Annotated in this window: 17 protein-coding genes and 1 pseudogene; 8 read left to right on the top strand and 10 right to left on the bottom strand. The window is 41.6% G+C overall.

Translation table 11 applies throughout. From position 1 onward, the window contains the following. Positions 1 to 5 precede the first annotated feature (5 nt). Positions 6 to 542, bottom strand: a complete 537-nt coding sequence (locus L641_RS0114460) for a YaeQ family protein (RefSeq protein WP_024602252.1) — start codon at positions 540 to 542, stop codon at positions 6 to 8. Positions 543 to 633: 91 nt separating this feature from the next. Between L641_RS0114460 and ylqF the strand changes: the two genes are divergently transcribed. Both ylqF and L641_RS0114450 read left to right on the top strand, forming a co-directional pair. Continuing rightward, positions 634 to 1,578, top strand: coding sequence for a ribosome biogenesis GTPase YlqF (ylqF, locus tag L641_RS0114455; RefSeq protein WP_013466219.1), 945 nt, complete (start codon positions 634 to 636; stop codon positions 1,576 to 1,578). A gap of 425 nt (positions 1,579 to 2,003) precedes the next feature. Then, positions 2,004 to 5,453, top strand: a complete 3,450-nt coding sequence (locus tag L641_RS0114450; RefSeq protein ID WP_024602251.1) for a PAS domain-containing hybrid sensor histidine kinase/response regulator — start codon at positions 2,004 to 2,006, stop codon at positions 5,451 to 5,453. Positions 5,454 to 5,467: 14 nt separating this feature from the next. Here L641_RS0114450 and L641_RS0114445 read toward each other — a convergent pair whose 3' ends face one another. Beyond that, positions 5,468 to 6,130: a response regulator transcription factor gene (locus L641_RS0114445; RefSeq protein ID WP_010392247.1), complete on the bottom strand. Its 663-nt coding sequence runs from the start codon at positions 6,128 to 6,130 to the stop codon at positions 5,468 to 5,470. A 102-nt stretch (positions 6,131 to 6,232) separates the two neighbouring features. Continuing rightward, on the bottom strand, positions 6,233 to 8,521 hold the full coding sequence (locus L641_RS0114440) for a TonB-dependent receptor (RefSeq protein ID WP_024602250.1): 2,289 nt from the start codon (positions 8,519 to 8,521) through the stop codon (positions 6,233 to 6,235). Positions 8,522 to 8,778: 257 nt separating this feature from the next. On the opposite strand from L641_RS0114440, the gene L641_RS0114435 reads away from it, so the two are divergent. The 6 genes from L641_RS0114435 to fusA all read left to right on the top strand — a co-directional run bounded on the left by L641_RS0114435 (position 8,779) and on the right by fusA (position 15,788). Continuing rightward, positions 8,779 to 10,080, top strand: coding sequence for a GntP family permease (locus L641_RS0114435; protein WP_024602249.1), 1,302 nt, complete (start codon positions 8,779 to 8,781; stop codon positions 10,078 to 10,080). Between the two features lie 9 nt (positions 10,081 to 10,089). Next, entirely contained in the window at positions 10,090 to 11,271 is a 1,182-nt protein-coding gene (locus L641_RS0114430; RefSeq protein WP_013466215.1) for a homoserine O-acetyltransferase, read from the top strand. Between the two features lie 4 nt (positions 11,272 to 11,275). Further along, positions 11,276 to 12,037 (top strand): 3-hydroxybutyrate dehydrogenase, encoded by a 762-nt coding sequence (locus L641_RS0114425; RefSeq protein ID WP_024602248.1) that lies wholly within the window; start codon positions 11,276 to 11,278, stop codon positions 12,035 to 12,037. A gap of 10 nt (positions 12,038 to 12,047) precedes the next feature. Beyond that, a complete protein-coding gene (locus tag L641_RS0114420) occupies positions 12,048 to 12,755 on the top strand; it encodes a CoA transferase subunit A (RefSeq protein ID WP_024602247.1) in 708 nt (235 codons plus the stop codon). A gap of 10 nt (positions 12,756 to 12,765) precedes the next feature. Further along, positions 12,766 to 13,425: a CoA transferase subunit B gene (locus L641_RS0114415; protein WP_024602246.1), complete on the top strand. Its 660-nt coding sequence runs from the start codon at positions 12,766 to 12,768 to the stop codon at positions 13,423 to 13,425. Positions 13,426 to 13,703: 278 nt separating this feature from the next. Then, on the top strand, positions 13,704 to 15,788 hold the full coding sequence (gene fusA / locus L641_RS0114410; protein WP_013466210.1) for an elongation factor G: 2,085 nt from the start codon (positions 13,704 to 13,706) through the stop codon (positions 15,786 to 15,788). Between the two features lie 182 nt (positions 15,789 to 15,970). Here fusA and mdoH read toward each other — a convergent pair whose 3' ends face one another. The 7 genes and pseudogenes from mdoH to L641_RS0114375 all read right to left on the bottom strand — a co-directional run bounded on the left by mdoH (position 15,971) and on the right by L641_RS0114375 (position 26,964). After that, complete coding sequence (gene mdoH, locus L641_RS0114405) at positions 15,971 to 17,935, bottom strand: glucans biosynthesis glucosyltransferase MdoH (RefSeq protein WP_013466208.1); 1,965 nt, start codon at positions 17,933 to 17,935, stop codon at positions 15,971 to 15,973. Next, positions 17,907 to 19,526, bottom strand: a complete 1,620-nt coding sequence (locus L641_RS0114400) for a glucan biosynthesis protein G (protein ID WP_016899060.1) — start codon at positions 19,524 to 19,526, stop codon at positions 17,907 to 17,909. Before L641_RS0114400 ends, mdoH begins: the two co-directional genes overlap by 29 nt. Before the next feature lie 323 nt (positions 19,527 to 19,849). Next, a pseudogene (locus L641_RS22355) lies at positions 19,850 to 22,514 on the bottom strand (ExeM/NucH family extracellular endonuclease). Between the two features lie 275 nt (positions 22,515 to 22,789). Next, the gene (hemB, locus tag L641_RS0114390) at positions 22,790 to 23,797 is read right to left on the bottom strand and encodes a porphobilinogen synthase (protein ID WP_008108557.1); all 1,008 of its coding nucleotides are present in this window, start codon (positions 23,795 to 23,797) and stop codon (positions 22,790 to 22,792) included. Positions 23,798 to 23,810: 13 nt separating this feature from the next. Further along, positions 23,811 to 25,670, bottom strand: coding sequence for a diguanylate cyclase (locus tag L641_RS0114385; RefSeq protein ID WP_024602245.1), 1,860 nt, complete (start codon positions 25,668 to 25,670; stop codon positions 23,811 to 23,813). Then, entirely contained in the window at positions 25,670 to 26,455 is a 786-nt protein-coding gene (locus L641_RS0114380) for a TatD family hydrolase (RefSeq protein ID WP_008108554.1), read from the bottom strand. Before L641_RS0114380 ends, L641_RS0114385 begins: the two co-directional genes overlap by 1 nt. Then, positions 26,455 to 26,964: a hypothetical protein gene (locus tag L641_RS0114375; RefSeq protein ID WP_008108551.1), complete on the bottom strand. Its 510-nt coding sequence runs from the start codon at positions 26,962 to 26,964 to the stop codon at positions 26,455 to 26,457. Before L641_RS0114375 ends, L641_RS0114380 begins: the two co-directional genes overlap by 1 nt. Position 26,965: the final 1 nt, after the last annotated feature.

Genomic DNA, 26,965 nt, shown 5'->3' with positions numbered 1-26,965 from the left:
GGTAGTTACATTAATTGCTGAGGTTTTATCTCAATGTTAGTGGTGTCGGTATTAACCCAAACTTCACCATCTTGAATAGTAATAGCCAATTTAATATTGCGATCAACCAACGCAGCTAATAGTTGAGTGGCTGCATAATCAAGGCTAAAAATACTTAAGTTTTTAAACTCGTATAATTTAGGCTGATGCTTTTGCCACCAAATAGCTTGGTTATTTTCGCCATAGGTATATAAAATTACTTTTTTAGCTTTATTACAGGCTTTTTTAAGGCGCTTTTCATCTGGTAACCCCAGCTCAATCCACAGCTCTATTTCTTCACTGTAATTGACATGCCAAAGCTCCGGCTCATCATCAGCGCTTAACCCTTTGGTAAACTCTAAACCATCACAGCTATTAAGTGCAAAAGCGAGTAAGCGGATCATCAACCGCTGATCTGTTTCTGATGGGTGTTGTGCCAAGGTCAGGTGAAAGTCTTGGTATACGTGACGGTCCATATCGCTAAGCGATAACTGCGCCTTCATGATGGTAGATTTGAGAGCCATAGTGTCTTATATGAAAAAATTTGCGTCAGTATAGCGCAATTAAATGAATTGCCAGTTAAAATAGCTACAAATTATACGTTAGGAGTTAAAAATGGCTATCCAGTGGTTCCCTGGGCACATGAATAAAGCCCGAAATGAAATTAAAGAAATAATGCCACAAATGGATGTGATCATTGAAGTGCTAGATGCGCGCATTCCTTACAGTAGCGAAAACCCGATGGTGGCTACCCTGCGTGAAGGTAAGCCGGTCATCAAAATTCTCAATAAAGCCGATTTAGCTGATCCTAAAATGACGCAAACCTGGAAAGACTATTTTGAGCAAGAAAATGGCGTAAAAGCCATTGCATTTGGTAACGATAAAGCCGCAGAAGTGCATCGAATTAATGAGCTATGTAAAAAGTTAGTGCCACATAAAGTCGGTGCCGATAAGCAAATTAAAGCCATGATCATGGGTATTCCTAACGTAGGTAAATCAACACTCATTAATGTGCTTGCTGGGCGTATAGTAGCTAAAACGGGTAACGAGCCTGCAGTTACTAAGGCGCAGCAACGTATTAAACTTGATGATGGCATTATGCTTTACGATACGCCAGGGATGCTGTGGCCAAAAGTAGAGAACGAAAACTCAGGTTATCGTTTAGGCGCAACCGGTGCGATACGTGATACCGCTATTGAGTACGAAGAAGTGGCAAGTTACACCGCTGAGTATTTATTGCATGCTTATCCTGAGCTTTTAAAAGCGCGCTATAAATTAGATGAACTGCCAGAAAGCGATTGGGAGTTTGTTGAAATGGCGGGTAAAAAGCGCGGCTGTATTCGCGGTGGTAACCAAATCGATACGTATAAAATGTCGGAAATTCTAATTAATGAATTACGAGATGGCATTATTGGTCGTATTACCATGGAAACACCTGCTATGCGTGAAGAAGAAGAAATAATGGTGGCTGAATTGCGCGCGGCAGCAGAGGCGAAAAAGCAAGCCAAAGAAGAAGAGAAAAAACAACGCCGAGCACGTGCACGAAAAAACCGTCGTTAATTTATAAAAGCGCAGGTTAAGGCCTTACGCACTAAATTACAGACATAAAAAAAGCCCGTAAGGGCTTTTTTAGTTTCATATCTACCGTCACCGATATGAGCAATGTAGCAAGTAAATGAGTAGGGCGGAAACAGGTCATAAACAGCAAGGGGCGTTGTGGTTTATAACAGGTTTCCATAGCTGTTAACGTGCGCCACACGTTGTTTCAGAGTCGAGAAACAAATGAACTTTTCCGTCACAAGAAGTATGCTTCGTCTTGTTGATAGTGATTATCAATTAGATTTAAATAACTGTCAACACCTAAATGCAAATAATTCTTATTTTACCTTTTTGTTCATTTATAGCACTAAAGTAAGGGCTGCTTTTTGCTACACATCCCCTTATGCTAAGTTAAGTATTATAAAAATAATAACAAGAACAAAAATATGTTTTCAATTTGGTTTATTAGCCTTATTGCTGTGGTGTATCTAGGGATATTATTTGCAGTTGCGGGCTGGGCGGATAGGCGTAAGGTACTTCCTTTCAAAGGCTTAACCTACGGGCTGTCATTGGGTGTTTATTGTACCTCATGGGCTTTTTACGGCACCACAGCACAAGCGGCTAGTAATGGCTGGTGGTTGGCACCTACCTATGCGGGCACGATTATATTATTTATTTTTGGCTGGCAGCTGTATTGTCGTATTGCGCATATTTGTCGACAGCAAAAGCTTACTTCTATGGCTGACTTTATTGCCACTCGTTATGGGCAGTCGTCGAGTTTGTCAGGGCTTATTTCACTTATTTCAGTGATAGCAATTGTACCGTATATTTCTTTGCAACTTAGTGCGACCGCACAAAGTATTAATTTACTCACCGACCGAGCCCCCACTCAAAGTAACCAAGTATGGGCAGATAGTACGTTTTATATTACGTTATTGCTGGCTTTATTTGCTATTTTATTTGGCGCTCGCAGGCTTAAGCCTAGTGAGCATAACCCCGGATTAATTGCCAGTATTGCTTTTGAATCAATTGTTAAGTTACTTGCCTTTATTGCGGTGGGCTTGTATGTGTGTTTTTCTATATTTGATAGCCCTATTGCTTTGTATGAACAGGCGCAAGCGCTAAATATACCAACACACGTTGCCGCGACTCAAAGCCCCGTTTATGTCTATGTTGCACATACCTTGTTGGGGATACTAGCAACGTTATGTTTGCCGCGTCAGTTTCATATGAGCTTTATTGAAAACAATAACAATAATGAACTGGCAACTGCTCGCTGGTTATTTCCGTTGTATTTATTACTGATCAACTTATTTATTTTACCTATAGCTTACGCTGGGCTGGTTTATTTTAGTGATAGTAGCGTTGGTCAAGATACCTTCGTATTAGCGCTGCCAATGGCGACAGATAATAGCGGGGTAACCTTACTGGCCTTTTTAGGTGGCTTTTCAGCGGCCACAAGTATGGTGATTGTGTCGGCAATTGTGCTGTCGGTGATGATCACTAATGATTTTATTAATCAGTTTATTTTGCGTCGCTCACAGTTAACGTCAAGCAGCCGAGGATTGGATAAAAACAACTTATTGCATGCGCGTAAAATTGTAATTGTACTTATTTTATTACTCAGCTATTTCACTCATAGAGTGCTGGCAGAAACCACCACTCTTGCAACCGTTGGGCTTATGTCGTTTACCTTAGTTGCGCAATTTGCTCCTGCGATGATTATTGGTTTATGGTGGCGCCACGCATCGTGTCGTGGTGCACAGCTCGGTATTTTAAGTGGCTTTGTAATTTGGGGTTACACTTTACTGCTACCTAATTTAGCCAGTGGTTTTGGCAGCCAAAGTAGTTGGTTAATAGAAGGGCCATGGCAAGTTGCTTGGTTAGCGCCCACTAATTTACTTTCATTGAATTTAGAAAGTATTAGCCAATCATTACTGTTGTCGTTAGGGGTTAATACGTTAGTGTATTTGCTTGTACCACTATTTAGTCGTGCAACGCTTGCTGAGCGCCTGCAAAGCAATAAGTTCATATCTCAATTAAACGACTCGCGATTAAACACCACATTACAGCCACTCAATTATGAAGATTTAGGGGCATTACTACAGCGTTTTGCTGAAAAAGACGCGAGCCATTCTTTAGTGCAGCAGTATTTTCCGCATGATAAAAGCCAATGGAAACGGATTGCTAATGTTGAGCTTGAGTTATTAGTTGAGCGTGAAATGTCAGCGGTTATTGGTGGTGCATCAGCACGGCTAATTTTAGATGTAGCGAAAAATGAGCAGCGTCAGCCTTTAGAGCAAGTTGCTGAGTTTGTAGATGAAGCTAGCCAAGTGCTTAAATTTAATCGTGATTTACTGCAATCTACCATTGAAAACATTCAACAAGGGATTAGCGTAGTAGATAGTGAGTTGCGTTTGGTCGCTTGGAATCAGGGCTATAAGCACATGTTTAATTACCCCGATAGTGCTTTATATATAGGCCGACCCGTTGCCGATATTATTCGCTTTAACGCTGAGCGAGGCTTATTTCGTGGTGAGGATATTAATACAGAAGTCGATAAGCGTTTAGCCTATTTAAAACAAGGCAGTGCGTATAAATATCAACGCGCACATAGTGATGGCCGAGTATTTGAAATGCAAGGAAATCCGTTGCCTGGTGGCGGGTTTGTAACGACCTACACCGACATAAGTGAGTTTGTAAAACAACAAAAAGCACTCACCGAAGCGAATGTTAGTCTTGAAGAAAAAGTGGCTACGCGCACTGCCGCATTAACACAGGCTAACCAAGCGCTTTCTAAAGCTAAGCAAGTAGCAGAGCAGGCAACAGTAAGTAAAACGCGTTTTTTTGCCGCGGCGAGTCACGATTTATTGCAGCCATTTAATGCCGCAAGTTTATTTTGTTCGCTAATGAACGAAAAAGCCCAAGATACTGAGCTTAAAGATCTAGCTATGAATATTAAAAATTCCTTAGCAAGTGCAGAAGAGCTACTTTCGAGTATTTTAGAGTTAACTAAACTCGATTCAGGTTCGTTTAAAGTACAGTTAACGGAATTTAATGTGAGTAGTTTAATAGAGCCACTGCGTAATGATTATTTAGCACTAGCTCAAGAAAAAGGCCTCGGTTTTATTGTTGAGTCGTGCGATGCGCGAATTTATACCGACAAAGCATTACTTAAGCGTGTACTAAGAAACTTACTTAGTAATGCTATACGCTACACAGAGTATGGTGAAGTACGTTTAAAAGTTTTACTTGATGAACATCATGTATCGTTTGTGGTTGAAGATACAGGCATAGGCATTGCTACCAGTGATCAGCAGAGTATTTATCAAGAATTTAAGCAGCTGGGCGATAAACCTAACGCCGAGGGATTAGGATTGGGGCTTTCTATCACCAAACGTATTTGTGATTTATTAAATATTCCTTTGGTAATGGGCTCTCAGCTTAATAAAGGCACTCAATTTACTTTAACCATGCCATGCAAACCTAGTTTAAAAACACCAGCCACTGCGCATGTACCTGCCAATTCAGAAACTGAATTGGGTCGTTTATGTATTTGGCTTGTGGATAACGATCGTAATGTACTTGAAGCGCTAAAACAGTTGCTAGAAAACTGGGGCTGTGAAATTGCCACCGCCACTAACTTAATTGAACTTGAGCAACTCAAAGCAGAAAATACACTACCACAACTACTTATTGTTGATTATCAATTGGATGATGGTGTAACGGGGCTTGAGGTGATTGAGCAAGCAGGATTAATGACGTTGCCTGCCATTGTTAATACTGCAAACCACGATGAGCAAATACGCGAGCGCGTACTCGATGCAGGTTATCCTTTATTGTACAAACCACTTAAAGCACCGGCATTAAAAAGAATGATAAAACGACTGACTTAGAGATGTACACTATATTAGCTCGCCTCTAACTTACCAACTTGAGATAGCTGATTAAACAAAATGCCTGCTTGGGTACGGTTATACACATTCAGCTTTCGCAAAATGGCCGATACATGTTGTTTTATGGTGGTTTCTTGAATCGACATTTCAAAGGCAATTTGTTTGTTCAAGAGCCCGTCGGCTATCATCGCGAGTACACGGTATTGCTGTGGAGTGAGTTTTTCTAGGTTGCGGGCAAAATTGCTCTGTTCGTCATTAACAACCACATCAGTTAAGTCAATATCTGTTGGCAACCAAGAGTCTCCATTGAGTACATGTTCAATGGCTTCACTGATCACATCAAGGGATGATGACTTTGGAATATAGCCTGCAGCACCTAAGCTCATGGCTTGTTTTATGATAGTGGGGGTTTCGTTAGCCGATACCATAATAATTAATATATCAGGGTATTGATTTCTTAGTTGCGAGAGCGCTTGTAAACCATTGGCGCCAGGAATTGTTAAATCTAAAAATATCAGCTCTATCTCGGGGTGTGATTTTAATAAGCTAAATAACCCATCGATATCGCTGGTTTCTTTTATATATTGTTCTGGTACAGAAGTCGCTGCTGCTTGACGTAGCGCACTTCTGAATAAAGGGTGGTCATCAGCAATTATGGTATTCACAGCACAAGCCATTTCAAATAGTCTCCAATGCATTAAGTTATATGTGATTTTGCGATGTGAAACAAGGTTTGTCTGTGGGGATATACAGACAAACCTTAACGCTTAAATTAAATTTTAAAAACGATAGCCCACAGTGAGTGATATTGTGCGGGGGTCACCGTAATAACCAATTAAGGTATTATCGCCACCAAGACCCGGTGTGTATTTGCTGGTATCAGTTGGATCTGATGGGTCAGGAGCCACAAACTGATAACCACCAATCATGTATTCTTCATCGGTTAGGTTTTTACCATAAATACCCGCAGTCCAATGGCCATCTGCGCTGTACCAAGTAACACCAATATTTAATAATCCGTAGGCGTCTTGTGTTAAGAGGCTATCTTCTTCGAATAACGCATAATCACCGCGATGGTAATAATTACCATTTATAACGAAGTCGCCCATTTCTGTGTATAAACGATAGGTAGCACCTAAGTTGAAAGTTAGATCTGGGGTGTTTGAAACACTAAAACGGTCTGATTTATCAAATGTTTCACCGGTATCAGGATTGGTATCAATTACATTTTCAAAACTACTGTCGATGTAACCTATTGACGCGTCGAAAGTTAGTGCATCGTTTGCAACATAGCTAAGTTCTAATTCAACGCCATCAGACTTAGACTCGCCAATATTACCTAAGCGCTGGTTTAAATCGGCGGCGCTGTCACCGGGTAATACCGATATGTACTGACGGTCTTTATGATCAAGTGTGAATACAGTTAAATTTGCGCGTAAATTATCATTCCATTCGCTTTTCATGCCTAACTCAATAGAGTCAACCACTTCGGGCCTTGCTGCAGGTTCTGCTGTTGTAGCTCGTGGATTAAATGTCCCTGACTTAAACCCTTGCGAGTAACTAGCAAAAAACATGATGTCGTTATTATATTGATATTCAACACCCGCACGAGGCGTAAAGCGTGACCAATCTTCGCTGTCATCTAGTACCGTAGGCACGAGTTGTCCTTCTGGGCGAACATAACCCGGGATCCAACCTGATTCAGGGTAAACAATGTCAAAAATAAGACCATTATTTACAATCGCTTCTTTGCTGTCTTTGGTATAGCGAGCGCCAAGTGTCATTGACCATTTTTCATCAAAGTCGTAGCTTCCTTGTATATAAGCCGCTTTGCTGGTGGAATTGCTGCAACCGCTTACTTCACGCGTAAGCCCAGGGGCACCTAAACTTTGACCAAGCACACCTAATATTGCTTCAAACTGGCCACACGATTCACCATCATAGTAATATAAGCCCGATACTAATTTGTAGTTATCGCCACTGTGATTTAGCTGCAACTCATGCGTGGTTTGTTCATCGTCATAAATGGCTGGAACATCAAAAATAGGTAAAGAGGTATTATCAAAGTCGATATTGGTTGGTGAATAGCTCTCTCTTGTTGCTGCAACGTATTTAATGCTGGTGTTTGCGCTCATATCCCAGCGAGCAGTTAAGCTCATACCTTCAAGTTCTACTTTGTTCCATGTAGGTAAACTAGTATAAGAGTCATACACGCTATCTGGCACAGGTGCATTCGTTAACAAGCTTGGAAGTAAGCGATACCCGCCTTTCGCATTGGAGTCATCATCGGTTTTATCCCACGCTAAACGAAAGAATAAGTCATCGGTAGGGGTGTACTCTAACGTAACCCGTGCTGCGGTAACATCTTTGTTATAGTTTTCGCGGTCTTGATTATCAAGCGCTGACGTTAAAAATTCACCATAGCCATCACGGTTCAATGTGGCAAAACCAAAACCAACATAGAGTTTTTCGTCAATAAGCGGGAGCTGCCCAGTGACTTTTAAATCTTTTTGGCTGTAGCTGCCTACGGTGCCTTGAATATTTAGCGTTGCATCTCCGCTCATTTCTTTGGTGACATACTTAACTGCACCACCAATAGTGTTTTTGCCATATAGCGTACCTTGTGGGCCACGTAACACCTCAATTTGTTGTACATCAAGTAAGTCGAGCACGGCACCTTGCGGGCGGGCGATGTATACATCATCAATGTAAATACCTACGCCAGGTTCATAGCCCCAAAGCGGGTCTTGCTGACCTACACCGCGAATAAACGCAGTGATGGTAGAGTTAGTGCCTCGGCTTGATTGTAGCGTAGTGTTGGGTGAAAACTGCTGTACTTCAGTCATTACGCTGATGCCGTTTTCTGCTAATTCTTGTGCGCCAATTGAGGTTACGGCAACCGGAACTTCTTGTAAGTTTTCAACGGTTTTGCGAGCGGTTACTTCTATTCGCTCTAACTCTGCTTTTTTTACTTTAGGCGCTTGTTCAGCTGCCACACTTGTTGCACTTAATAAGGCGAGTGAAACAGCGAGTGTAACGGGTGTGATATTTTGTTTGAGCTTTATCATTGGTGTGTTCCTGTTGTTATTAGTTGATTATTTGTTTGCTCATGTCACCTGCACTTAATGTAGAAGATAGTGTTAAAAAATGAATTAGTACCATAGTGCTATAAAAGCTTAACACCTTGACTTATATGATTTTTGTGTAAGTTTTATAACGTATAGTACCTTAGTGCTATGTCTTTATTTGCGCTGAGCGATAAAACTAACAACAGTTACTGCGATGTCACCTCATCTGGGTAATAACAATAATTATAGGAATGTCTATGCTGAGCATGATAGGGCTGTTAGGCGGTTTAATACTGCTGATAATTTTAACGTTGCGCGGGGTCAATTTATTTATTGCCGCGCCAATATGTGCATTGTTGGTGGCACTAACAAGCGGGATGGCTATATTCCCGGTGACTGCCGACAGTAATTTTATTAACGCGTACATGGATGGCTTTGCTGGATTTTTAAGTGCATGGTTTTTTATGTTTTTACTGGGCTCGTTGTTCGGTAAGTTTATGGAAGATACTGGTGCAGCAGATAGTGTAGCCAGTTACATTGTTGGCAAGTTAGGTATGAAGCATGCGGTGCTGGCGGTGGTGATTGCTTGTGCCGTGCTGACTTATGGCGGAGTCAGTGTATTTATTGTGGCGTTTTCGGTTTACCCGATGGCGCTCAGTTTATTTAAAGATGCCGATTTGCCGCGGCGCTTTATACCCGCAACATTAGCGTTTGGCTCAGTGACATTCACTATGACCTCTGCGGGCTCGCCTGAAATTCAAAATTGGATACCCGTAAAGCATTTAGGTACCTCACCCTATGCGGCATGGGAAGTAAGCTTAGTAGTGGCCATTTTTATGGCAACAGTCGGTTACTTTTGGCTAAATAAAATGATTAAAAAGGCGGTTGCCAAAGGTGAGCGTTTTGCTGCAAGAGACGATGACCCAATTATTTTAGAGCGTGAACGCCCTCATCCAATCACCGGCGTAATTCCTTTGCTGGTGGTGCTACTCTTATCATTTATGTTGCATGATGTTTTACAACAAACCGCACTAATTGTGGCGTTGCTTGGTGGTGTTTTAAGTATTGTGGTCATCAATTACAAGTATTTTCATAACATGGCAAATGCCATCAATATGGGTACCACTGGCGCCTTAGTTGCTATAGGTAACACTGCTGCTGTAGTAGGGTTTGGCGCAGTGGCTAAAGTATCACCGGCGTTTATTGCTGCTGTTGATGCTATGACTCATATGCCAGGTAATGAGTTAGTGGGGGCTGCTGTTGCCGTGAGCGTAATAGCCGGATTAACGGGTTCAGCATCCGGCGGGCAAGCGATTGCACTACCGCTTGTGGCTCCTGGATATTTGGATATGGGGGTTAATCCAGAGCAATTACACAGAGTGGTTGCTATTAGTTCTGGTGCATTAGACAGCCTGCCACATAATGGTTACGTGGTCACAACTATACGTGCCATTTGTAAAGAAACACATCAACGCGCTTATTGGCCATTAGCCGCATTGACGGTGGTTATCCCATTGGTTGGGGTGGCTCTTGCGCTGAGCTTATTCATCACTTTTTAAGGAATTGCAATGAAAACAATATTAATAATAGGGTTGCTGTTTTTATTTAGTAGTACGGTGTCTGGCGCTGATAAAGCCGAGCCGTTACTAGTAGAAAAGCAACATTTCAGCACAGAAAACTTCACAACGGTTTCTGGCACAACGTTGCCACAGGTTGATATTGGTTGGGAAAGTTATGGTGAGCTTAACAAAGCCAAAGATAATGTAATCTTGATCACTCATTATTTTTCAGGAACCTCTCATGCAGCAGGTAAATATTCAGCCGACGACGCCGCAGCAGGATACTGGGATGCGTTAATTGGCCCAGGAAAAGCCATAGATACTAACAAGTATTTTGTGATCAGCTCTGACACCTTAGTCAATGCTAATTGGCATGACCCACACGTAATCACTACGGGTCCTGCATCAATTAACCCTGCGACAGGTAAACCTTATGGCTTGGATTTTCCAGTGGTTACTATTACTGATTTTGTTAACGTACAAAAACGCTTATTAGAGAGTTTGGGCATTACTAAATTACATGCCGTGATGGGCGCATCTATGGGCTCTTTTCAGGCGCTAGAGTGGGCAACGCGTTATCCAGATCAGGTTGAACGCCTAATCCATGTTATTGGTGCAGCAACCATGGATGCATGGACTGTCGCTGCGCTTGAAAAATGGGCACTCCCCATTCGTTTAGATAAAAACTGGCAGCAAGGTAATTACTACGACAAGGAGCGCCCATTAGATGGACTTGCCGCAACCATGTTAAATATTACCCAAGATGCGATGCATCCAATTATTTATAACGCTAGCTTCCCTGACTTTAACGTACTTGATGAAGGTGCGTTAAAAGACATTCGTACCTTACCTAAGTTAAACCAAGTACTAGCACAGCGTGCAATGGCGCGTGCAAAAACCCAAGATGCAAATCATGTATTGTATTTGGTACGGGCATCACAACTGTTTACTGCCGGTATGGAAGGGAACTTAAGCGCAGCACTTAAAAAAATTAGCGCTAAAACACTGTTATTGCCTGCAACCAATGATTTACTGCTACGCCCTGAAAATATGCGCACTGTATATGAGTCAATGAAGTCGCTGGGGAAAGAGGTTCAGCTTTCTGAAATTGAAGGCGGCTGGGGGCATCTCGATGGAATTTTTTCAATCTCGCCTAAAGCGCAGCTGATCAGTGAATTTTTAGAGGAGTAGCAGTATGAGTAAAAACGTATTAATCACCGGCGCGGCTAGTGGTATAGGGCTACACATTGCTGAGCAGCTAGCCCGAGCTGGGCATAGCATTATTGTGACCGATCTTAATGAACAGGTAGCTCAACAAGCCGCGCAAAAAATAGTTAATCAGGGCGGTAACGCTCAGGGCTATGCATTGAATGTGGCAGATAGCCAAGCGATTGAAGATTTTTTTAGCACTTTTACGCTACCTGTGGATGTATTAATTAATAATGCAGGAATACAGCATGTAGCGAAATTAGAAGACTTTCCTGCAGATAAGTGGCTGCTTTTACAGCAAGTGATGTTGGTAGGTCCCGCAATGATGAGTAAAGCGGTACTGCCACGCATGCGTGAGCAAGATTTTGGCCGCATCATTAATATAGGTTCTATTCACGCCATGGTGGCCTCTAAGTATAAATCTGCTTATATCGCCGCGAAGCATGGCTTAATTGGCTTTGCTAAAACCATGGCATTAGAAACAGGTGATGCCAATATTACTATTAATACAGTGTGCCCAGCGTATGTAAAAACGCCATTAGTGGAGCAGCAAATTGCCGCACAAGCCAGAGAGCATGGTATTTCTGAGCAGCAAGTAATTGACACCATTATGCTGGCACCCATGCCGAAAAAGGCATTTATCGGCTTAGACGAAATCTTGCATACCGTGAGTTTTTTAATGGCAGATGCTGCACGCAACATTACCGCTCAAGCAATCGCCATTGATGGCGGTTGGACTGCACAATAAGGGGGAGCCAATGGCAGGTTTTGATAAAGTAGTAACAAGCTACAGTGACGCTATGACTGGGCTTGAAGATGGCATGACCGTGATTGCTGGTGGTTTTGGTTTGTGTGGTATTCCTGAAGGCTTGATTGCACAAATTAAACGCCAAGGGACACGTAATTTAACCGTAGTATCTAATAATTGTGGTGTTGATGGTTTTGGGCTTGGATTACTACTTGAAGATAAACAAATTAGTAAAATGGTCGCTTCTTACGTCGGTGAAAACGCACTTTTCGAGCAACAATTACTTAGTGGCGAGTTAGATGTTGAACTAACGCCACAAGGGACGCTAGCCGAAAAAATGCGCGCAGGCGGCGCCGGAATTCCAGCGTTTTATACCGCAACGGGTGTCGGTACGCCTGTGGCTGAAGGTAAAGAAACCCGTTCAATCAAGGGGCGCGAATATTTATTAGAGCCCAGTATAATCGGTGACTTTGCCATTGTTAAAGCATGGAAAGCGGATCGCTACGGTAATTGTATTTATCGTCATACAGCGATGAACTTTAATCCTATGGCAGCCACCGCTGGTAAAATTACCGTATTAGAGGTTGAAGAAATTGTCGAGCCCGGAGAGCTTGAGCCAAGCCAAATTCATACGCCAGGTATTTATATCGATCGCGTTATTAAAGGTGAGTTTGAAAAGCGTATTGAAAAAACCACTACTCGAGCGGCAAAGTCCTAAGGAGCACATAATGGCATTAACACGAGAGCAAATAGCAAAACGCGTGGCAATGGAATTACAAGATGGCTACTACGTTAACTTAGGAATAGGGATACCTACATTGGTGGCCAATTATGTGCCTAAGGGCATTGAGGTAATGCTGCAATCAGAAAATGGGTTACTGGGCATGGGGCCCTATCCTAGCGCTGAAAATGTAGATGCCGATATGATCAACGCAGGAAAAGAAACAGTAACCGCAGCTACGGGTGCCGCTATTTTTAGCTCTGCTGAAAGCTTTGCCATGATCCGTGGTGGCCACGTTGATTTAACCGTGCTGGGTGCGTTTGAAGTGGACCAAAACGGCAACATTGCCAGTTGGATGATCCCTAATAAATTGGTCAAAGGTATGGGCGGGGCGATGGATTTAGTGGCTGGGGCAAAAAACATTATTTGCACTATGACCCATGCTAATAAACACGGTGAATCAAAGCTACTGAATGAATGCAACCTACCGTTAACCGGTGTTGGGTGTATTAATAAAGTAATTACTGATTTGGCTCTATTAGAAATAAAAGATGGCGCTTTTCATTTATTAGAATGCGCACCCGGTGTGACTATTGATGAAATCAAAGCCAAAACTGCGGGTAATTTAGTTATTAGCGACAAAGTCAAAACTATGAGTTTTGAGTGATTTTACTAACGATTTACATGGAGCAAAATAATTGTGTTTGCTTCATGTCATCATCCGATTGCGCTTTTGATGTTCAACAATGACGCTGATAAAGACTTAAGTCGTTAAAATACAGTTTATAATATGCCTCTTTTAAGCCCATCTCATACCTCAAAATATCTTTAAAGCAAGTTTTTTATAAATTGATTGCATTTTAAGCGACTTCTATGGTGATGTTCGCTTTAAGTAATGCTATACTCCCGCCGAATAATTTATCGACTTTATTAAGAGTAAAATTAATGGCAGATTTATCGAAGTACAGAAACATTGGTATTTTCGCGCACGTTGATGCGGGTAAAACCACAACTACTGAGCGTATCCTAAAGCTTACAGGTACTATCCACAAAACAGGTGAGGTTCATGATGGTGAATCGACTACCGATTTCATGGATCAAGAAGCTGAGCGCGGTATTACTATCCAGTCTGCGGCAGTAAGCTGTTTCTGGAAAGATCACCGTTTTAACGTTATCGATACTCCTGGACACGTTGACTTCACCGTTGAAGTTTACCGTTCACTTAAAGTATTAGATGGCGGTGTGGGTGTATTCTGTGGTTCTGGTGGTGTTGAGCCACAATCAGAAACTAACTGGCGCTACGCGAATGAGTCAGGTGTTGCACGTATCATCTTCGTAAACAAATTAGACCGTATGGGTGCTGATTTTTTCCGTGTAACAGCGCAAGTACAAAAAGTACTTGGTGCTACTCCACTTATCATGACTTTACCAATCGGTATCGAAGATGAGTTCTGTGGTGTTGTTGATGTTTTAAACAAAAAAGCATACATCTGGGATGAGACAGGTCTTCCAGAAAACTACACTATTGAAGACGTTCCTGCAGACATGGTAGAGAAAACTGATGAATACCATGAAATGCTTATCGAAACTGCTGTAGAGCAAGACGATGACCTAATGGAAGCGTACATGGAAGGTGAAATCCCTTCAATCGAAGACATCAAGCGTTGTATCCGTAAAGGTACTCGTGACCTTGCGTTCTTCCCTACATTCTGTGGTTCTGCATTCAAAAACAAAGGTATGCAACTTGTACTTGACGCAGTAGTAGATTACCTACCTGCTCCTACAGAAGTTGATCCTCAACCTCTTATGGATGAAGAAGGTAACGAAAACGGCGAGCATGCAATCGTATCTGCTGACGAACCTTTCAAAGCGTTAGCATTTAAGATCATGGATGACCGTTTCGGTGCATTAACATTCGTACGTATCTACTCTGGTGTGCTTAACAAGGGTGACACTATCCTTAATGCATTTACTGGTAAAACTGAGCGTGTTGGCCGTATGGTTGAGATGCAAGCAGATGAGCGTAAAGAGCTTACTTCAGCGCAAGCGGGCGATATCATCGCTATCGTTGGTATGAAGAACGTGCAAACTGGTCACACTCTTTGTGATCCTAAGCACCCAGTAACACTTGAGCCAATGGTATTCCCAACTCCAGTAATCTCGATTGCTGTACAGCCTAAAGATAAAGGCGGTAATGAGAAAATGGGTGTTGCTATCGGTAAAATGGTTGCAGAAGATCCATCTTTCCAAGTTGAAACTGATGAAGATTCAGGTGAAACTATCCTTAAAGGTATGGGTGAGCTTCACTTAGATATCAAAGTAGATATCCTTAAGCGTACTTACGGTGTAGACCTTATCGTTGGTCAACCACAGGTTGCTTACCGTGAAACTATCACTCGTGAAATCGAAGATAGCTACACGCATAAGAAACAATCTGGTGGTTCTGGTCAATTCGGTAAAATCGATTACCGTATCAAGCCTGGCGAAGTGGGTTCTGGTTTCACGTTCACATCTTCAGTTGTTGGTGGTAACGTACCTAAAGAATTCTGGCCTGCAGTTGAGAAAGGCTTTAAGTCAATGATGAACGAAGGTGTTCTAGCTGGCTTCCCAGTACTTGACGTTGAAGTTGAACTTTTCGACGGTGGCTTCCACGCCGTGGATTCATCAGCAATCGCATTCGAAATCGCAGCTAAAGGCGCTTTCCGTCAGTCTATCCCTAAAGCGGGTGCACAACTTCTTGAGCCAATCATGAAAGTTGACGTGTTCACGCCAGAAGATCACGTAGGTGACGTAATCGGTGACCTTAACCGTCGTCGTGGTATGTTAAGCGACCAAGAAGCTGGTTTAACTGGCGTTCGCATTAAAGCAGACGTACCGTTATCAGAAATGTTCGGTTACATCGGTTCACTACGTACAATGACATCAGGTCGTGGTCAGTTCTCTATGGAGTTCTCACACTACGCACCATGTCCACAAAACGTAGCTGACACAGTAATCGCTGCAGAAAAAGAGAAAAAAGCAGCTAAGTAATTAGCACTTTAACTCTTTAAAAAAACCCGCACTTGTTGCGGGTTTTTTATTGTCTGAAGGTTATTAAGCTCGAAAATTAAAGCGTGCGGTCATAAAAAAGGAGCAACAGTTAGTTGCTCCTTTTTTATTTATTATGACTATACCAATCTTCAAAATAGCTGACTTAATTAAGCGAATTGGTATTAATTTAGCTTATTAGCTGTTTTTGTAATGAGTGCTTTAAACTTCTTACGATGTGATTCACTACTAAAGCTCTGAATAGGCATGGTTACTTTGTGTTCTTGTGGTAACAGCGGTATTGCTGTTGAATAACGCCCTGCAGGTGGAACGGTTATCTCTTTGAGGTGTACTTTAAGTGCCGCTAATGTTACATCATTATCGACTTCACTCGGGCAGAGAAAAATCCCCCATTGTCTGAGCTTAACGCCTAGCTTGATACTACTTGAATAGCGCACAATAGGTGCAGCGAGTATGAGTCCTAATAAAATAGGAGATAACCACCAAAAAAAGACTGGCGTAAAGTAATAAGCAACGCTACCCCATACAATGGCAATCAGCGAAGAAAGCAATGTATAACTAAACGCTTCTTTCCATGGCACCATTCTGCCTTCACGCGGTTGAGCGTCCCATTTTACTTTTTTACCTAAAAATACACAGACTACAAAATATGCATGAAAAACCATCATTAATGGTGCCACAATAATGGCAAATACGGTTTCAATTATAGACCCTAAAGTAAGTTTTAATGCACCACCAAAGCGCTGCTTACGGTGTACTAAGGTAACAATCACGCCCATGAGTTTAGGCAATAATAAAATAATGATAGTTAGGTAAAGTAATGAGTCAATGAGTTCTGTTTTGGCTATTTGCCAAGTTGGAAATAGTTGATAGGCGCGATTAAAATAGACATCACTATTTAAAGCGCGTGTTACCGCATCTATGGTACTTAACGCCAGCATAGATAACCAAATGAGTGATGATATATACGCGGTTGCACCCAGTAAAAAATGCAGCTTACTCATTAGCTTTAATTTTGCTGATGATAATAAGCCAAGGTGTTGAATATTACCTTGAACCCAGCGTCTATCGCGTACAGCATAATCTAATATGTTGCTCGGAACTTCCTCGTAACTGCCTTCAATATCGGCAAGTAATAATACGTCCCAATTCGCGCTATGTAATAAAGAGGCTTCCACAAAATCATGACTTAAAATTTCACCACCAAAAGGCGCTTTACCTTTTAGTGTTGGCAAGCCACAGCAATCAATAAATGCTTTGACGCGAATAATGGCATTATGGCCCCAGTAATTGGCTTTGTCGGTCTGCCAAAAAGCAGAGCCGGTAGCTAACATTGGACTATAAAGAATTGAAGCGAACTGTAAAAAGCGTCCAAAAAAGGTATCTTGGCGCACAGGAATAGGGATAGTCTGAATCAATCCCGCTTGTGGATTATTTAGCATACTGGTAGTGAGCTCTAGCATGCATTGGCCAGTCATTACACTATCGGCATCCAATACAATCATATGCTCGTATTGGCTACCCCAGCGCTCACAAAAGTCGGTTAAGTTACCCACTTTACGATGTTTGTTATCTTCACGGCGACGATAAAATACCTGCTTTGCAGTATCACCTAAGCGCTCACATAACGCATGCCATGCACTTAATTCATTACTAGCAATAGTTGCGTCTTGTGTATCGCTTAGTAAATAAAAATCAAAGTGTTTTAATTGCCCTGTCGCTTTTAATGATTGTAAGCTGACTTCAAAGCCTGCAATCACTCTGTGCGTATCTTCGTTATATATAGGCATAACCACAGCTGTTTTTTGCTGTGATAGTGCTTCACTGTTAATAGAGACCGGCTTTATTTTTTTAAGTGTGAGTGGATCTATCCGAAATAGCTGCAGTATAAAACCAATACAACCACTACAAAATGCGGTGACTATCCACGCAAAAGTAATAGAAAATAAAGCAAGAAGTGCATACTCAAGCAAGGTCATGCCATTTGAGTTTAAAATTTCAAACATAATTGAAATGCCATAGCCTGAAAGACCAATAGCAGCGATAGCAAATAACCACACACGAAGTGTTTTAAAAGGCATCGGCGTGCCTGCGCTTTGTTTACTTGATGTCATTTGGATACCAAACATAGCTCCATACCTCGCTCACTTCTTTATTACGTAGCTTTAGCGATAAACGCATATCTACAGGATCACTACCTTGGGGAGCGACTTTAAAAGCAACACGCCAACCTAATGATTTTGGTAATTTTTGCACTGTAATATCGCGGGCTTCACCGGTAGTAAGCTGAAGATCTGCGCTAAGTGCTAATTTTGCTGATAACTGATTGATATCAGGGCCGGTAAAGTCAACAGTAAATTGACGATGGCTTTTTGGCGGTGGATTATCTTCACCAGGTAATGCGGCACTACCAATACGCGTTCTAGCTACTTTGGCCAAATTATTTTGGCTTAGATAATCATTAAACGTCGTCATCTTATAGCTAAACTTTAATGCCTCTCCTGCTTTGAACGGCTTTTCAGGAACCCAATAACTTACAATATTATCGTTTGTTTCAGTATCTGTTGGAATTTCTACTAGCTCAACACGGCCATTGCCCCATTCACCTTGTGGTTCTATCCAAAGGCTAGGGCGGTCATGGTAATGCGCTTCTATATCAAAGTAGTTATTAAAGTCACGGTCACGCTGCACAAGGCCAAAGCCTTTTGGATTCTCATATGAAAAAGAGGTTACACTGAGTTGGGATGGATTATTAAGCGGACGCCATACCCAATTACTCTCTTGTGACTGCGTGAGCAAACCATCTGAATCATGTACTTCAGGGCGGTAATCATCAAAAAACTTAGTGCTATTTTCACCGTGATAAAACATGCTCGTTAATGGCGCTATACCTAGCTTTTTAACATCTTTACGCGCAAAAATTTGCATGTCGACGTTAACTCGTGTCTGTGTGTTTGGGTCTATTTCAAACTTGTAGGCTCCGGCTACCGATGGGCTATCGAGTAAAGCAAAAATAGTAATATTAGTTTGCTCTGGTGTTGGTTTTACTAACCAAAACTCTTTGAATGAAGGAAACTCTTCACCAGATGTTTGTGCGGTATCAATTGCCAATCCGCGTGCTGATAAGCCATAAACTTGATTAGGTCCAACTAGGCGAAAATAAGAAGCGCCCTGAAACACCACAATTTCATCTTTATAGTCATCGTTATTTAGTGGGTAATGCAATCTAAAACCAGCATGCCCTAACTGTGTACCTTCAACACTTTTTGCTATTTCATCTTTTAGGTGTGCTGCTGTTCCATCATATTGATAAAAGTCTGTGCTAAATGGGAGACGGCTAAGCTTGGCATCTTGATCAACGATATTGATTTTGACTGGGGTTTTATATAAAAAACCTGGGTGAAACAGTTGCAGCTCATAAAGCCCTTCATCTTTCCATACCGATTGATCGTGTTTGAAGCGGATTGAGCGGTAGTCTTGATAATCAATACTATTGAGCGCTTCTATTTGTATGTTTTTAGGTGCAATGTAATCTTGCTCAGCAAGCTTTTTAGCACGCGCACTTATCACATCAAATAAGCTGCCTTGTGGTATTGCCGCTTCTAATGAGGTTGCTGCAATGGCGTTGTTCGTTCCCCACAGTGAAAAAACTATCAACATCCCTACCAAAGGTTTAAAAGCCCTTTGACAAGTTGATATAAGGTGAATGCGTTCTTTCATTTTGAATCCTTTATAAAAATATATTTACAGCGAGAGTAACGTCTATCTCAATGGTTTTTATATGGGTTAGCAGGACTGGGCAATTATCGTTTTAGCGCAGGTGTAGTAACGCAGCTTCACACTTTGTATTTATTAAACAATAAATGAAAGGTGTGAAATTTGATAAAGGCCATATCAAGGTTTGCATAGATAGTAAGCAATGTTTGCTGAAGCTTGTCTGAATTACATTTGTATAAAAAATAAAAAAGCCGCGAAAGCGGCTTTTGAGTAACTATATAGATATTTTAGGTCACAATACCTAATTGTTAACCGACTAATTAAGCTTAATCAGCATACTTTGTTGCTTTGTACGTTAATTTAACATTACCAAAAGGAATGGCGCCGTTTACACGCACTCGCCACTTACCTTCTTTAGGGTTGGTAAATGAACAGCTTTCGCTATTACCGAAGCTTATTGAGGCGCAATCTTTTCTGAAAAGAGTCGGGTTTCTTTTATGGCGTTCAAATAAGTTTGCATCACCCCAGCCACCGTCAAGGCTAACCGTTAGCTCGTCATAACCTTGTGGGATTTCAAAGCTGTAGCTTTTCCACCAAAACCACCCGCCAATATTATTAATTTCGCCAATAATTACTTCAGGTTCTGGCTCAGGTGGCGCGATAATGGTCGAGCGAATATCGACAATAACAGGGTCATGATCTGACGCTCTGTAAGGACCTTGAGCATATAAGGTTGATTGTTGTGCGTCAGATTTAAATTCAACATTATAATCAAGCGAGATAGGCTCATCGGCATTAATGTGCCAATCGGTTGCACTGACTACTTTATTTAATAAGCTTGGACTGACTAGGGCGTGATCTAAACTACCCGCTCGGCCAGAAAAGCTATAAGAGTAACCTAAAGTGTTGCCATCTAGCTCAGCAACCACATTTTTAAGGCCTTTATCAGCAAATGCACGGATAGGATCTTCCATTGCATAGGCGTTCATGTCGCCAACAAGAATGATATCTTCATCATCAACCCCTGTTGGTTTGCTATTTAACCAATCAGCAAATGCATTGGCGCCAGCAGTTCGAATTTCGTTCCAACATGCTTGGCCGTCATTTTGATCAGCGTTTCCACCAGTTGCACTTCCACAACCACCTTTAGATTTTAAGTGAGCAACGGCAACAGTAAAGACTTCTTCTGTCTCTAAAGACTTAAAGCTTTGCGCAATAGGTGCGCGATTGCTGTAGTCAAAAGGCGCGTCAGTTGTAATCGCTGCTGTTCCTACTTGCTGTACTTTATTAGCACGATAAATAAGCGCGGTAGTAATAGCGTCGGTGCCGATTTTATCAACGCCAAAGTCCACAAATGCATATTGATTTTGACTGTCGGCATCATTAAGTGCATTTACTAAGCTTGCAACTGCGCTAGATTCGCCAAAGCCGTCATTTTCAATTTCCATTAAGCCAATCACATCAGCTTGCATAGCACTGATAGCACTAACTAGTTTGGCCTGCTGACGAATTAATTCTACTTCTGAGTCAGCGCCTCGGCTAGTTGGGAAACCGCCGCCTTGGCCGTCGCCATTAAAGTAGTTAAGTACGTTAAAGCTGGCAACACGTAAATCAGCGTCAGGGTTTAACTCTGGTGCATCGGTACGCGGATTCGTTGCTATAAACTGAGGTGTGACCGTTGGGTGAATACGGTAAGTGCTAAAACTGTACGCTAGGGCGCCAGTAACGGTATTTACTGTATCGCCAGTACGCAGCGTATTCTCTGCTGATAATCCAGGTACAGGGTAAGCAATAGGGTCGCGATTTTGACGAGTTGAGCCATCATCTACGAGTATTTTTTTTAGTTAGATTTTGCGCTTCAACCGCATTTGCTGCCGCACCAGGAAGTGCAACTTGTGTCCCTTGATATAAACGTTCGGTGGCAAGCTCTAATTCACCGTAACGACCTAAACCATAGTTATTCGTGACAACTAATGGCTGCTCTAGGGTCACCAACATACCTTCAAATGCTTCTAACTCACTTTGATCGATAACGGGTAAAGTGATTTTAGTCGGATAAGCTGAAAGGCCGGTATCACAAATAGCAACTTGGCTAACATTACCAATTTGGGTGGCATCAAAGTACTCTTCAACAGTACCTTGTACGCGAACATGGTCGCCAACATTAACATCAGTATTGGTAAAGTAAACAAATACACCTTCAGAAGTAAGGGGATTTGTATCTTCATCACTATTAAGTGAATTTACAAAAAAGCCTTTGAGCTGATCATCTGCTTGGAAATCAGCTGTCACAACGCCTTCAAATTCAACCACAGTGTTAACCAGTGGACTGCTTGCGCCTTCACCTTGAATACTGCTAATTAATGTTTTATCAGCGCCACATAGTAAAGGATCTTCAGGTTCTGGCTCAGGATCTGGATTAGGTGAAGAATTCCCTGCAAAGATACCTAGATCACTAAAATCATCTTGATCAAATTGCAGCCATAGCTCACTTGGATTAAAAGCGCCATCGGCATCAGTGCGTCCGTTTAATTGAGTTTCTTTACGGCGCAGTGTTTTATTTTGCGTTTGTACGCCACCTTCAGACCAAAATGAACCTGGATCTACGCCGCGTTGACCAAAGCTGTCAATAACGGTTGAGCCTTGCGTAAGTACCAGTGCGTCATCACCATTAAAGTTAGTGACGGCGCTGAGTTGATCTGCTTTTTCTTTTAATTCAACTGAAGCATTACCATTAACAATGACATACGTGCTATTAGCAGCAAGTTCACCGGTTAAATCGAGCGTATTGTTTGCCTCTGTATTGCCATTTGAATAGAGACTTAGGGTGTAGCCATCCAATGACAGTGGGGTTGTCGAATTATTAAATAGTTCTACTGCTTTATTATAGCTACTGCCCTCTACGTATTCTGATATAACGAGGTTAGCGGTAGCGGGTGCACTGAGGCTTGCTAACACAAGCGCCAATGGCGTTATTTTTGTTTTCAACATTATTATTTTTTCCCGTGTTTTTGTTTCCCCAAATGGGACGCTTAGTGTAATGAAAAATGATTACAAATAGAATACAGAATGTTAACAATATTAAGTTTTGTTATTTTTTGAGGTAGAACGTACAGTTGTGTGTTTGGTTTTAGGTAAGGCAGAGCCTGTGTAGTGTGATTACTATCTATAAAAATAGGGGGTAACGCTGCATAAATGCCAACTATGTGTTGTTCTTAAACATAAAAAAAAGGGCAATAAAGCCCTTTTATATCAATATGCTTTTATTACTTATTTAAATAGCGGGCAGCTTGCTTTGCAAAGTAAGTCAGAATGCCATCAGCACCTGCACGTTTAAATGCTAATAGAGACTCCATAATAGTGGCTTCCTCACTCAGCCAGCCGTTATCAATAGCGGCTTTATGCATCGCGTACTCACCACTTACCTGATAAGCAAATGTTGGTACACCAAATTCATCTTTAACGCGGCGTACAATGTCTAAATAAGGCATACCTGGCTTAACCATTACCATATCGGCGCCTTCTTGCAAATCAAGAGCTACTTCACGAATAGCTTCATCAGAGTTGGCAGGATCCATTTGGTAAGTTTTTTTATCAGCGCCTTTTAAGTTTCCTGCTGAACCGACAGCATCTCTAAATGGGCCATAGTAGCTTGATGCATACTTTGCTGAATAGGCCATAATGCGAGTGTGAATAAAGCCATCGGCTTCAAGGGCTTCACGAATTGCACCAATACGCCCGTCCATCATGTCCGATGGGGCAACAACATCAGCACCTGCATGTGCGTGTGATAGCGCCTGCTTAACTAAAATTTCGGTAGTGACGTCATTAATTACATAACCTGCATCATCAATAATGCCGTCTTGACCATGCACAGTAAATGGATCAAGTGCAACATCGGTGATCACGCCAAGCTCTGGAAAGGTTTCTTTTAATGCGCGAACAGTTCTTTGTGCTAAGCCATCATCGTTATACGCTTCTTCAGCGAGTAGAGATTTTTTATCTGCAGGCGTAACAGGGAAAATAGCGAGCGCAGGGACGCCTAAATCAACTAATTCTTTAGCTTCTTCTAGCAGTAAATCAATTGATAAACGTTCAATGCCGGGCATCGATTCAATGCTTTCACGACGGTTTTTACCTTCAAGCACAAAAACAGGATAAATAAGATCATTAACACTCAGCTGGTTTTCAGCCATAAGGCGACGAGAGAAATCATTACGGCGCATTCTACGCATGCGAGTATATGGGAAAAGGTCTAGTCCAGATTGGGCCATAAGTTATACGCTCCTACTGTGAGATTGGAAAATTAACCACTTGATTGCGGCCATGTTGTTTTGCTAGATAGAGTGCCTTATCGGCACGCTCAGTAAATATTTCAGGGTTATGAACATCATCGGCAATATGAGTATAAACACCGGCACTAATGGTGTATTTAATCGTAGTACCTGCAACACTGACAGTGTTTTTTTCTATTGCGCACCGTATTTGCTCGGCAATAGCTAACGCACCTTGATTATTAGTATTGGGTAGCAGGACGACAAATTCTTCACCACCATAACGCGCCACTTCATCAAGAGGACGTTTTAATTGTTGTTTAATAACATCACAGACTGCTCGAATTACCTGATCGCCGGTTAAGTGGCCATACGTATCGTTGATTGCTTTAAACTTATCTATATCAAGCATAATGATGCTCAAGGGTGTTTGCTCACGGCGTGAACGGCGAATTTCCATGATTATTTTTTTATCAAAAAAGCGTCTATTTTTTACCCCTGTTAGAGCATCTTCCATATTGAGTTGTTCAAGCTCGCGGTTTTTATCTTCAAGTTCCCTAAGTGTGACTTGTAACTCAAAGGTGCGCTCATCAACTTGGTTTTCAAGTTCATGACGAGTGCGCTCTTGTAATTCAATCCGCTCATTTAAGAGCGCATCTTGCGCTGCACTTTTTGCAATCAACGCCTGTTGCGTTGTGACTTGCTCATCGCGTTGTAATATAAATAATTTTATGACGGTGTAGCTTAAACAAAATGAGCAGCTTAATGAGGCTGCGAAGGTGAGTATTAAGCTGGATCTAGTGACTGTATACAGGCCTGTTAACGCAACGGAAAAATGAATGACTACAATTAAAAAGAACCCGAGTGCCATTAATAGAGATTTATTGGGGCTCGTGGGGTTTTTTCGTAGGTAAAATAATGTTGTGACAACATGATAACTTAAAATGACAGGAATGCTTAAAATAGCAAACAAAGCCACGCTTGGAGTAGGCAGCAACCCTATAAGTACAATAACCAATGCATATAAGGTGGTTATTATTGTTTGCCCTTTAACTAAGTTGGATTTAATGGGTATGCAAACATGGCGCTGTAAAGGAAGAAACAATACCGTGATCAGCATTAGCAAAATAGGCAGCATTAATTGCTGTAAGGCTGCTATGCTTGGAGGGGCATAACGAAACCCAAATCCGCCTAAATATGCTAAAAATAGGCTAAGCATCAGTGTAATCACACCGGCATAGGCAAAATAATGTTTACGTGAAAAAGCAAATAAAACCAAGCTACTGATAGCCAAAGAAAAAATAAATCCAATCAGTAATCCATAGTGCAAGTTGAGCATACTTTTATGGGCTAATAATGCATCTTGTTGCCATAAGATGAGAGGGACGCGAAGCCCGATTCCCGCATTATTATTAACGTTAAGATAAACGGTGGTTTCGCTGTTAGCGGGAAGTGTTAATTTAACCAGCAAAGACTCACTTTTAATCGCTCTATTAGATAAAGGAAGAGCATCACCAAGATGTTCCGATTTTAGTTGCTTCTCACCCATAAAGTGGTACAGGTATACATTGTTTAGAAGTGGGTTATCTAACGATAAAATTGGCTCTGTTGGCTTATTAAGATAATTATTTAGTTGAAATTTAATCCACACAGGGCGAGTTTCTAGGCCTAAATTAAGCGGTTTATTATTAAGTGACTGCCATTGTTGTAAGTTGCTTTGTTGTGCATCTTCTAATGAGTTTGGGGTAAACGAATAATGAATCGACTCTATTTTTTTTGAGCTAAATTCGCTATTTATATCAATTGCACTTGCAGGGAAACAGGATGTAAAAAACACCATGGTGAATGCCAGCAAGGTGCTAAAGATGCGCATTATTTTTTCTCTAATCCAAATAAGCGATTAAAGTTTTCACGAGTATGTTTTGCCACTTCAGATGCCGGAATGCCATAAAGCTGAGCAAGCGTGTCACACACATAATGCAGCAATGCTGGCTCGTTTCGTCTTGATTTTGGCTTTGGTTTAACAGTACGAGGAATTAAAAATGGCGAATCGGTTTCTATTAATAAACGTTCAATAGGAATACTCGGTATAAGTTGCTGTAACTCCTCGCCACGTCGTTCGTCACATACCCAGCCGGTAATACCAATATAAAGTCCTAAGTTTAAGTAACCTGAGAGTGCTTGTGCATTACCTGTAAAGCAGTGCAGTACACCGCGAACAGTAAATTCTTTTAAAATAGTGAGCATATCCTCACTGGCATCACGTTCATGCAAATAAACAGGCAAGTTGAGTTTTTCAGCTAATGCGAGCTGACGACGCAAAACAGCACGTTGTATATCTCTAGGGGAAAAGTCGCGATTGTAATCTAGTCCGCATTCACCTACGGCAATAACCTGCTCATTTTGAGCGAGCTGAGTAAGTTGTTGCTCAAGCTCAGGGGTTGCTGTTTTAGCGTCATGAGGGTGAATACCAGCGGTAGCATATTGATTATAGTGCGCAGCAAGTGCTAATGATTCTTCACTGGAGGTTATATCACAGCCAATAATCAGCATCTGGTTTACGCCCGCATCTTTTGCTCTGGCGAGCACCTCTTGATGCTGACCATCAAATTGATGATTAGTTAAATTTACGCCAGCATCAATTAACGTGTATTGCATTACTGAGTACGTTTTACACGAATTGAACGGTTTTGATCTGCTTTTTTAAGTAAAAAAGAGTTGAATACGCCACGGCTAATAATAACAGTATCGCCTTCGTCTAATCTTAAGCTATCTGAACCAATTTGACGCCATTGCTGGTTATTTTCTAAGGTAATGATTAGCTCACCATAAGGTGCTTTTTTAACAGATGAAATCATTGACGTAATAGACTCTTCACCATTTTCCGCAATTTCTTTATGCTCTAAACCAAACTCTTTTGCTTTAGTGGCCACAGGCGCTGTTGCAGCGGGAGCCTCAGCTTTTACATTTGTTTGTGCCGATTTGCTTAGCTGGCTTTGTGCTGGTTGTGTTAATGACTTTCCGGCAATGGTGTTGTCGTAGCAGAGTAAACGATTAAAGTCGTTTTCAATAAAACTACAGGCTTGCAACGCTTGTTCATTGATAGGAGTTGCGGCTAAAACCGGTACACTTGCTAAAGCGAGTAAAGAAAGTAAATGCTTATTCATA

The organism is Pseudoalteromonas sp. TB41 (assembly GCF_000497975.1).
Classification (GTDB): domain Bacteria; phylum Pseudomonadota; class Gammaproteobacteria; order Enterobacterales; family Alteromonadaceae; genus Pseudoalteromonas; species Pseudoalteromonas tetraodonis.
The sequence above is the reverse complement of the archived record's forward strand: the minus strand, read 5'-3'. Positions and strand labels throughout refer to the sequence as shown.

Coding starts and splice junctions, on each gene's coding strand:
- L641_RS0114375 (WP_008108551.1), bottom strand. CDS start 26,964: ATGAATAAGCATTTACTTTCTTTACTCGCTTTAGCAAGTGTACCGGTT.
- L641_RS0114415 (WP_024602246.1), top strand. CDS start 12,766: ATGGCATTAACACGAGAGCAAATAGCAAAACGCGTGGCAATGGAATTA.
- L641_RS0114430 (WP_013466215.1), top strand. CDS start 10,090: ATGAAAACAATATTAATAATAGGGTTGCTGTTTTTATTTAGTAGTACG.
- hemB (WP_008108557.1), bottom strand. CDS start 23,797: ATGGCCCAATCTGGACTAGACCTTTTCCCATATACTCGCATGCGTAGA.
- L641_RS0114435 (WP_024602249.1), top strand. CDS start 8,779: ATGCTGAGCATGATAGGGCTGTTAGGCGGTTTAATACTGCTGATAATT.
- L641_RS0114420 (WP_024602247.1), top strand. CDS start 12,048: ATGGCAGGTTTTGATAAAGTAGTAACAAGCTACAGTGACGCTATGACT.
- L641_RS0114445 (WP_010392247.1), bottom strand. CDS start 6,130: ATGGCTTGTGCTGTGAATACCATAATTGCTGATGACCACCCTTTATTC.
- ylqF (WP_013466219.1), top strand. CDS start 634: ATGGCTATCCAGTGGTTCCCTGGGCACATGAATAAAGCCCGAAATGAA.
- L641_RS0114400 (WP_016899060.1), bottom strand. CDS start 19,526: ATGAAAGAACGCATTCACCTTATATCAACTTGTCAAAGGGCTTTTAAA.
- L641_RS0114440 (WP_024602250.1), bottom strand. CDS start 8,521: ATGATAAAGCTCAAACAAAATATCACACCCGTTACACTCGCTGTTTCA.
- fusA (WP_013466210.1), top strand. CDS start 13,704: ATGGCAGATTTATCGAAGTACAGAAACATTGGTATTTTCGCGCACGTT.
- L641_RS0114385 (WP_024602245.1), bottom strand. CDS start 25,670: ATGCGCATCTTTAGCACCTTGCTGGCATTCACCATGGTGTTTTTTACA.
- L641_RS0114380 (WP_008108554.1), bottom strand. CDS start 26,455: ATGCAATACACGTTAATTGATGCTGGCGTAAATTTAACTAATCATCAA.
- mdoH (WP_013466208.1), bottom strand. CDS start 17,935: ATGTTTGGTATCCAAATGACATCAAGTAAACAAAGCGCAGGCACGCCG.
- L641_RS0114450 (WP_024602251.1), top strand. CDS start 2,004: ATGTTTTCAATTTGGTTTATTAGCCTTATTGCTGTGGTGTATCTAGGG.
- L641_RS0114425 (WP_024602248.1), top strand. CDS start 11,276: ATGAGTAAAAACGTATTAATCACCGGCGCGGCTAGTGGTATAGGGCTA.
- L641_RS0114460 (WP_024602252.1), bottom strand. CDS start 542: ATGGCTCTCAAATCTACCATCATGAAGGCGCAGTTATCGCTTAGCGAT.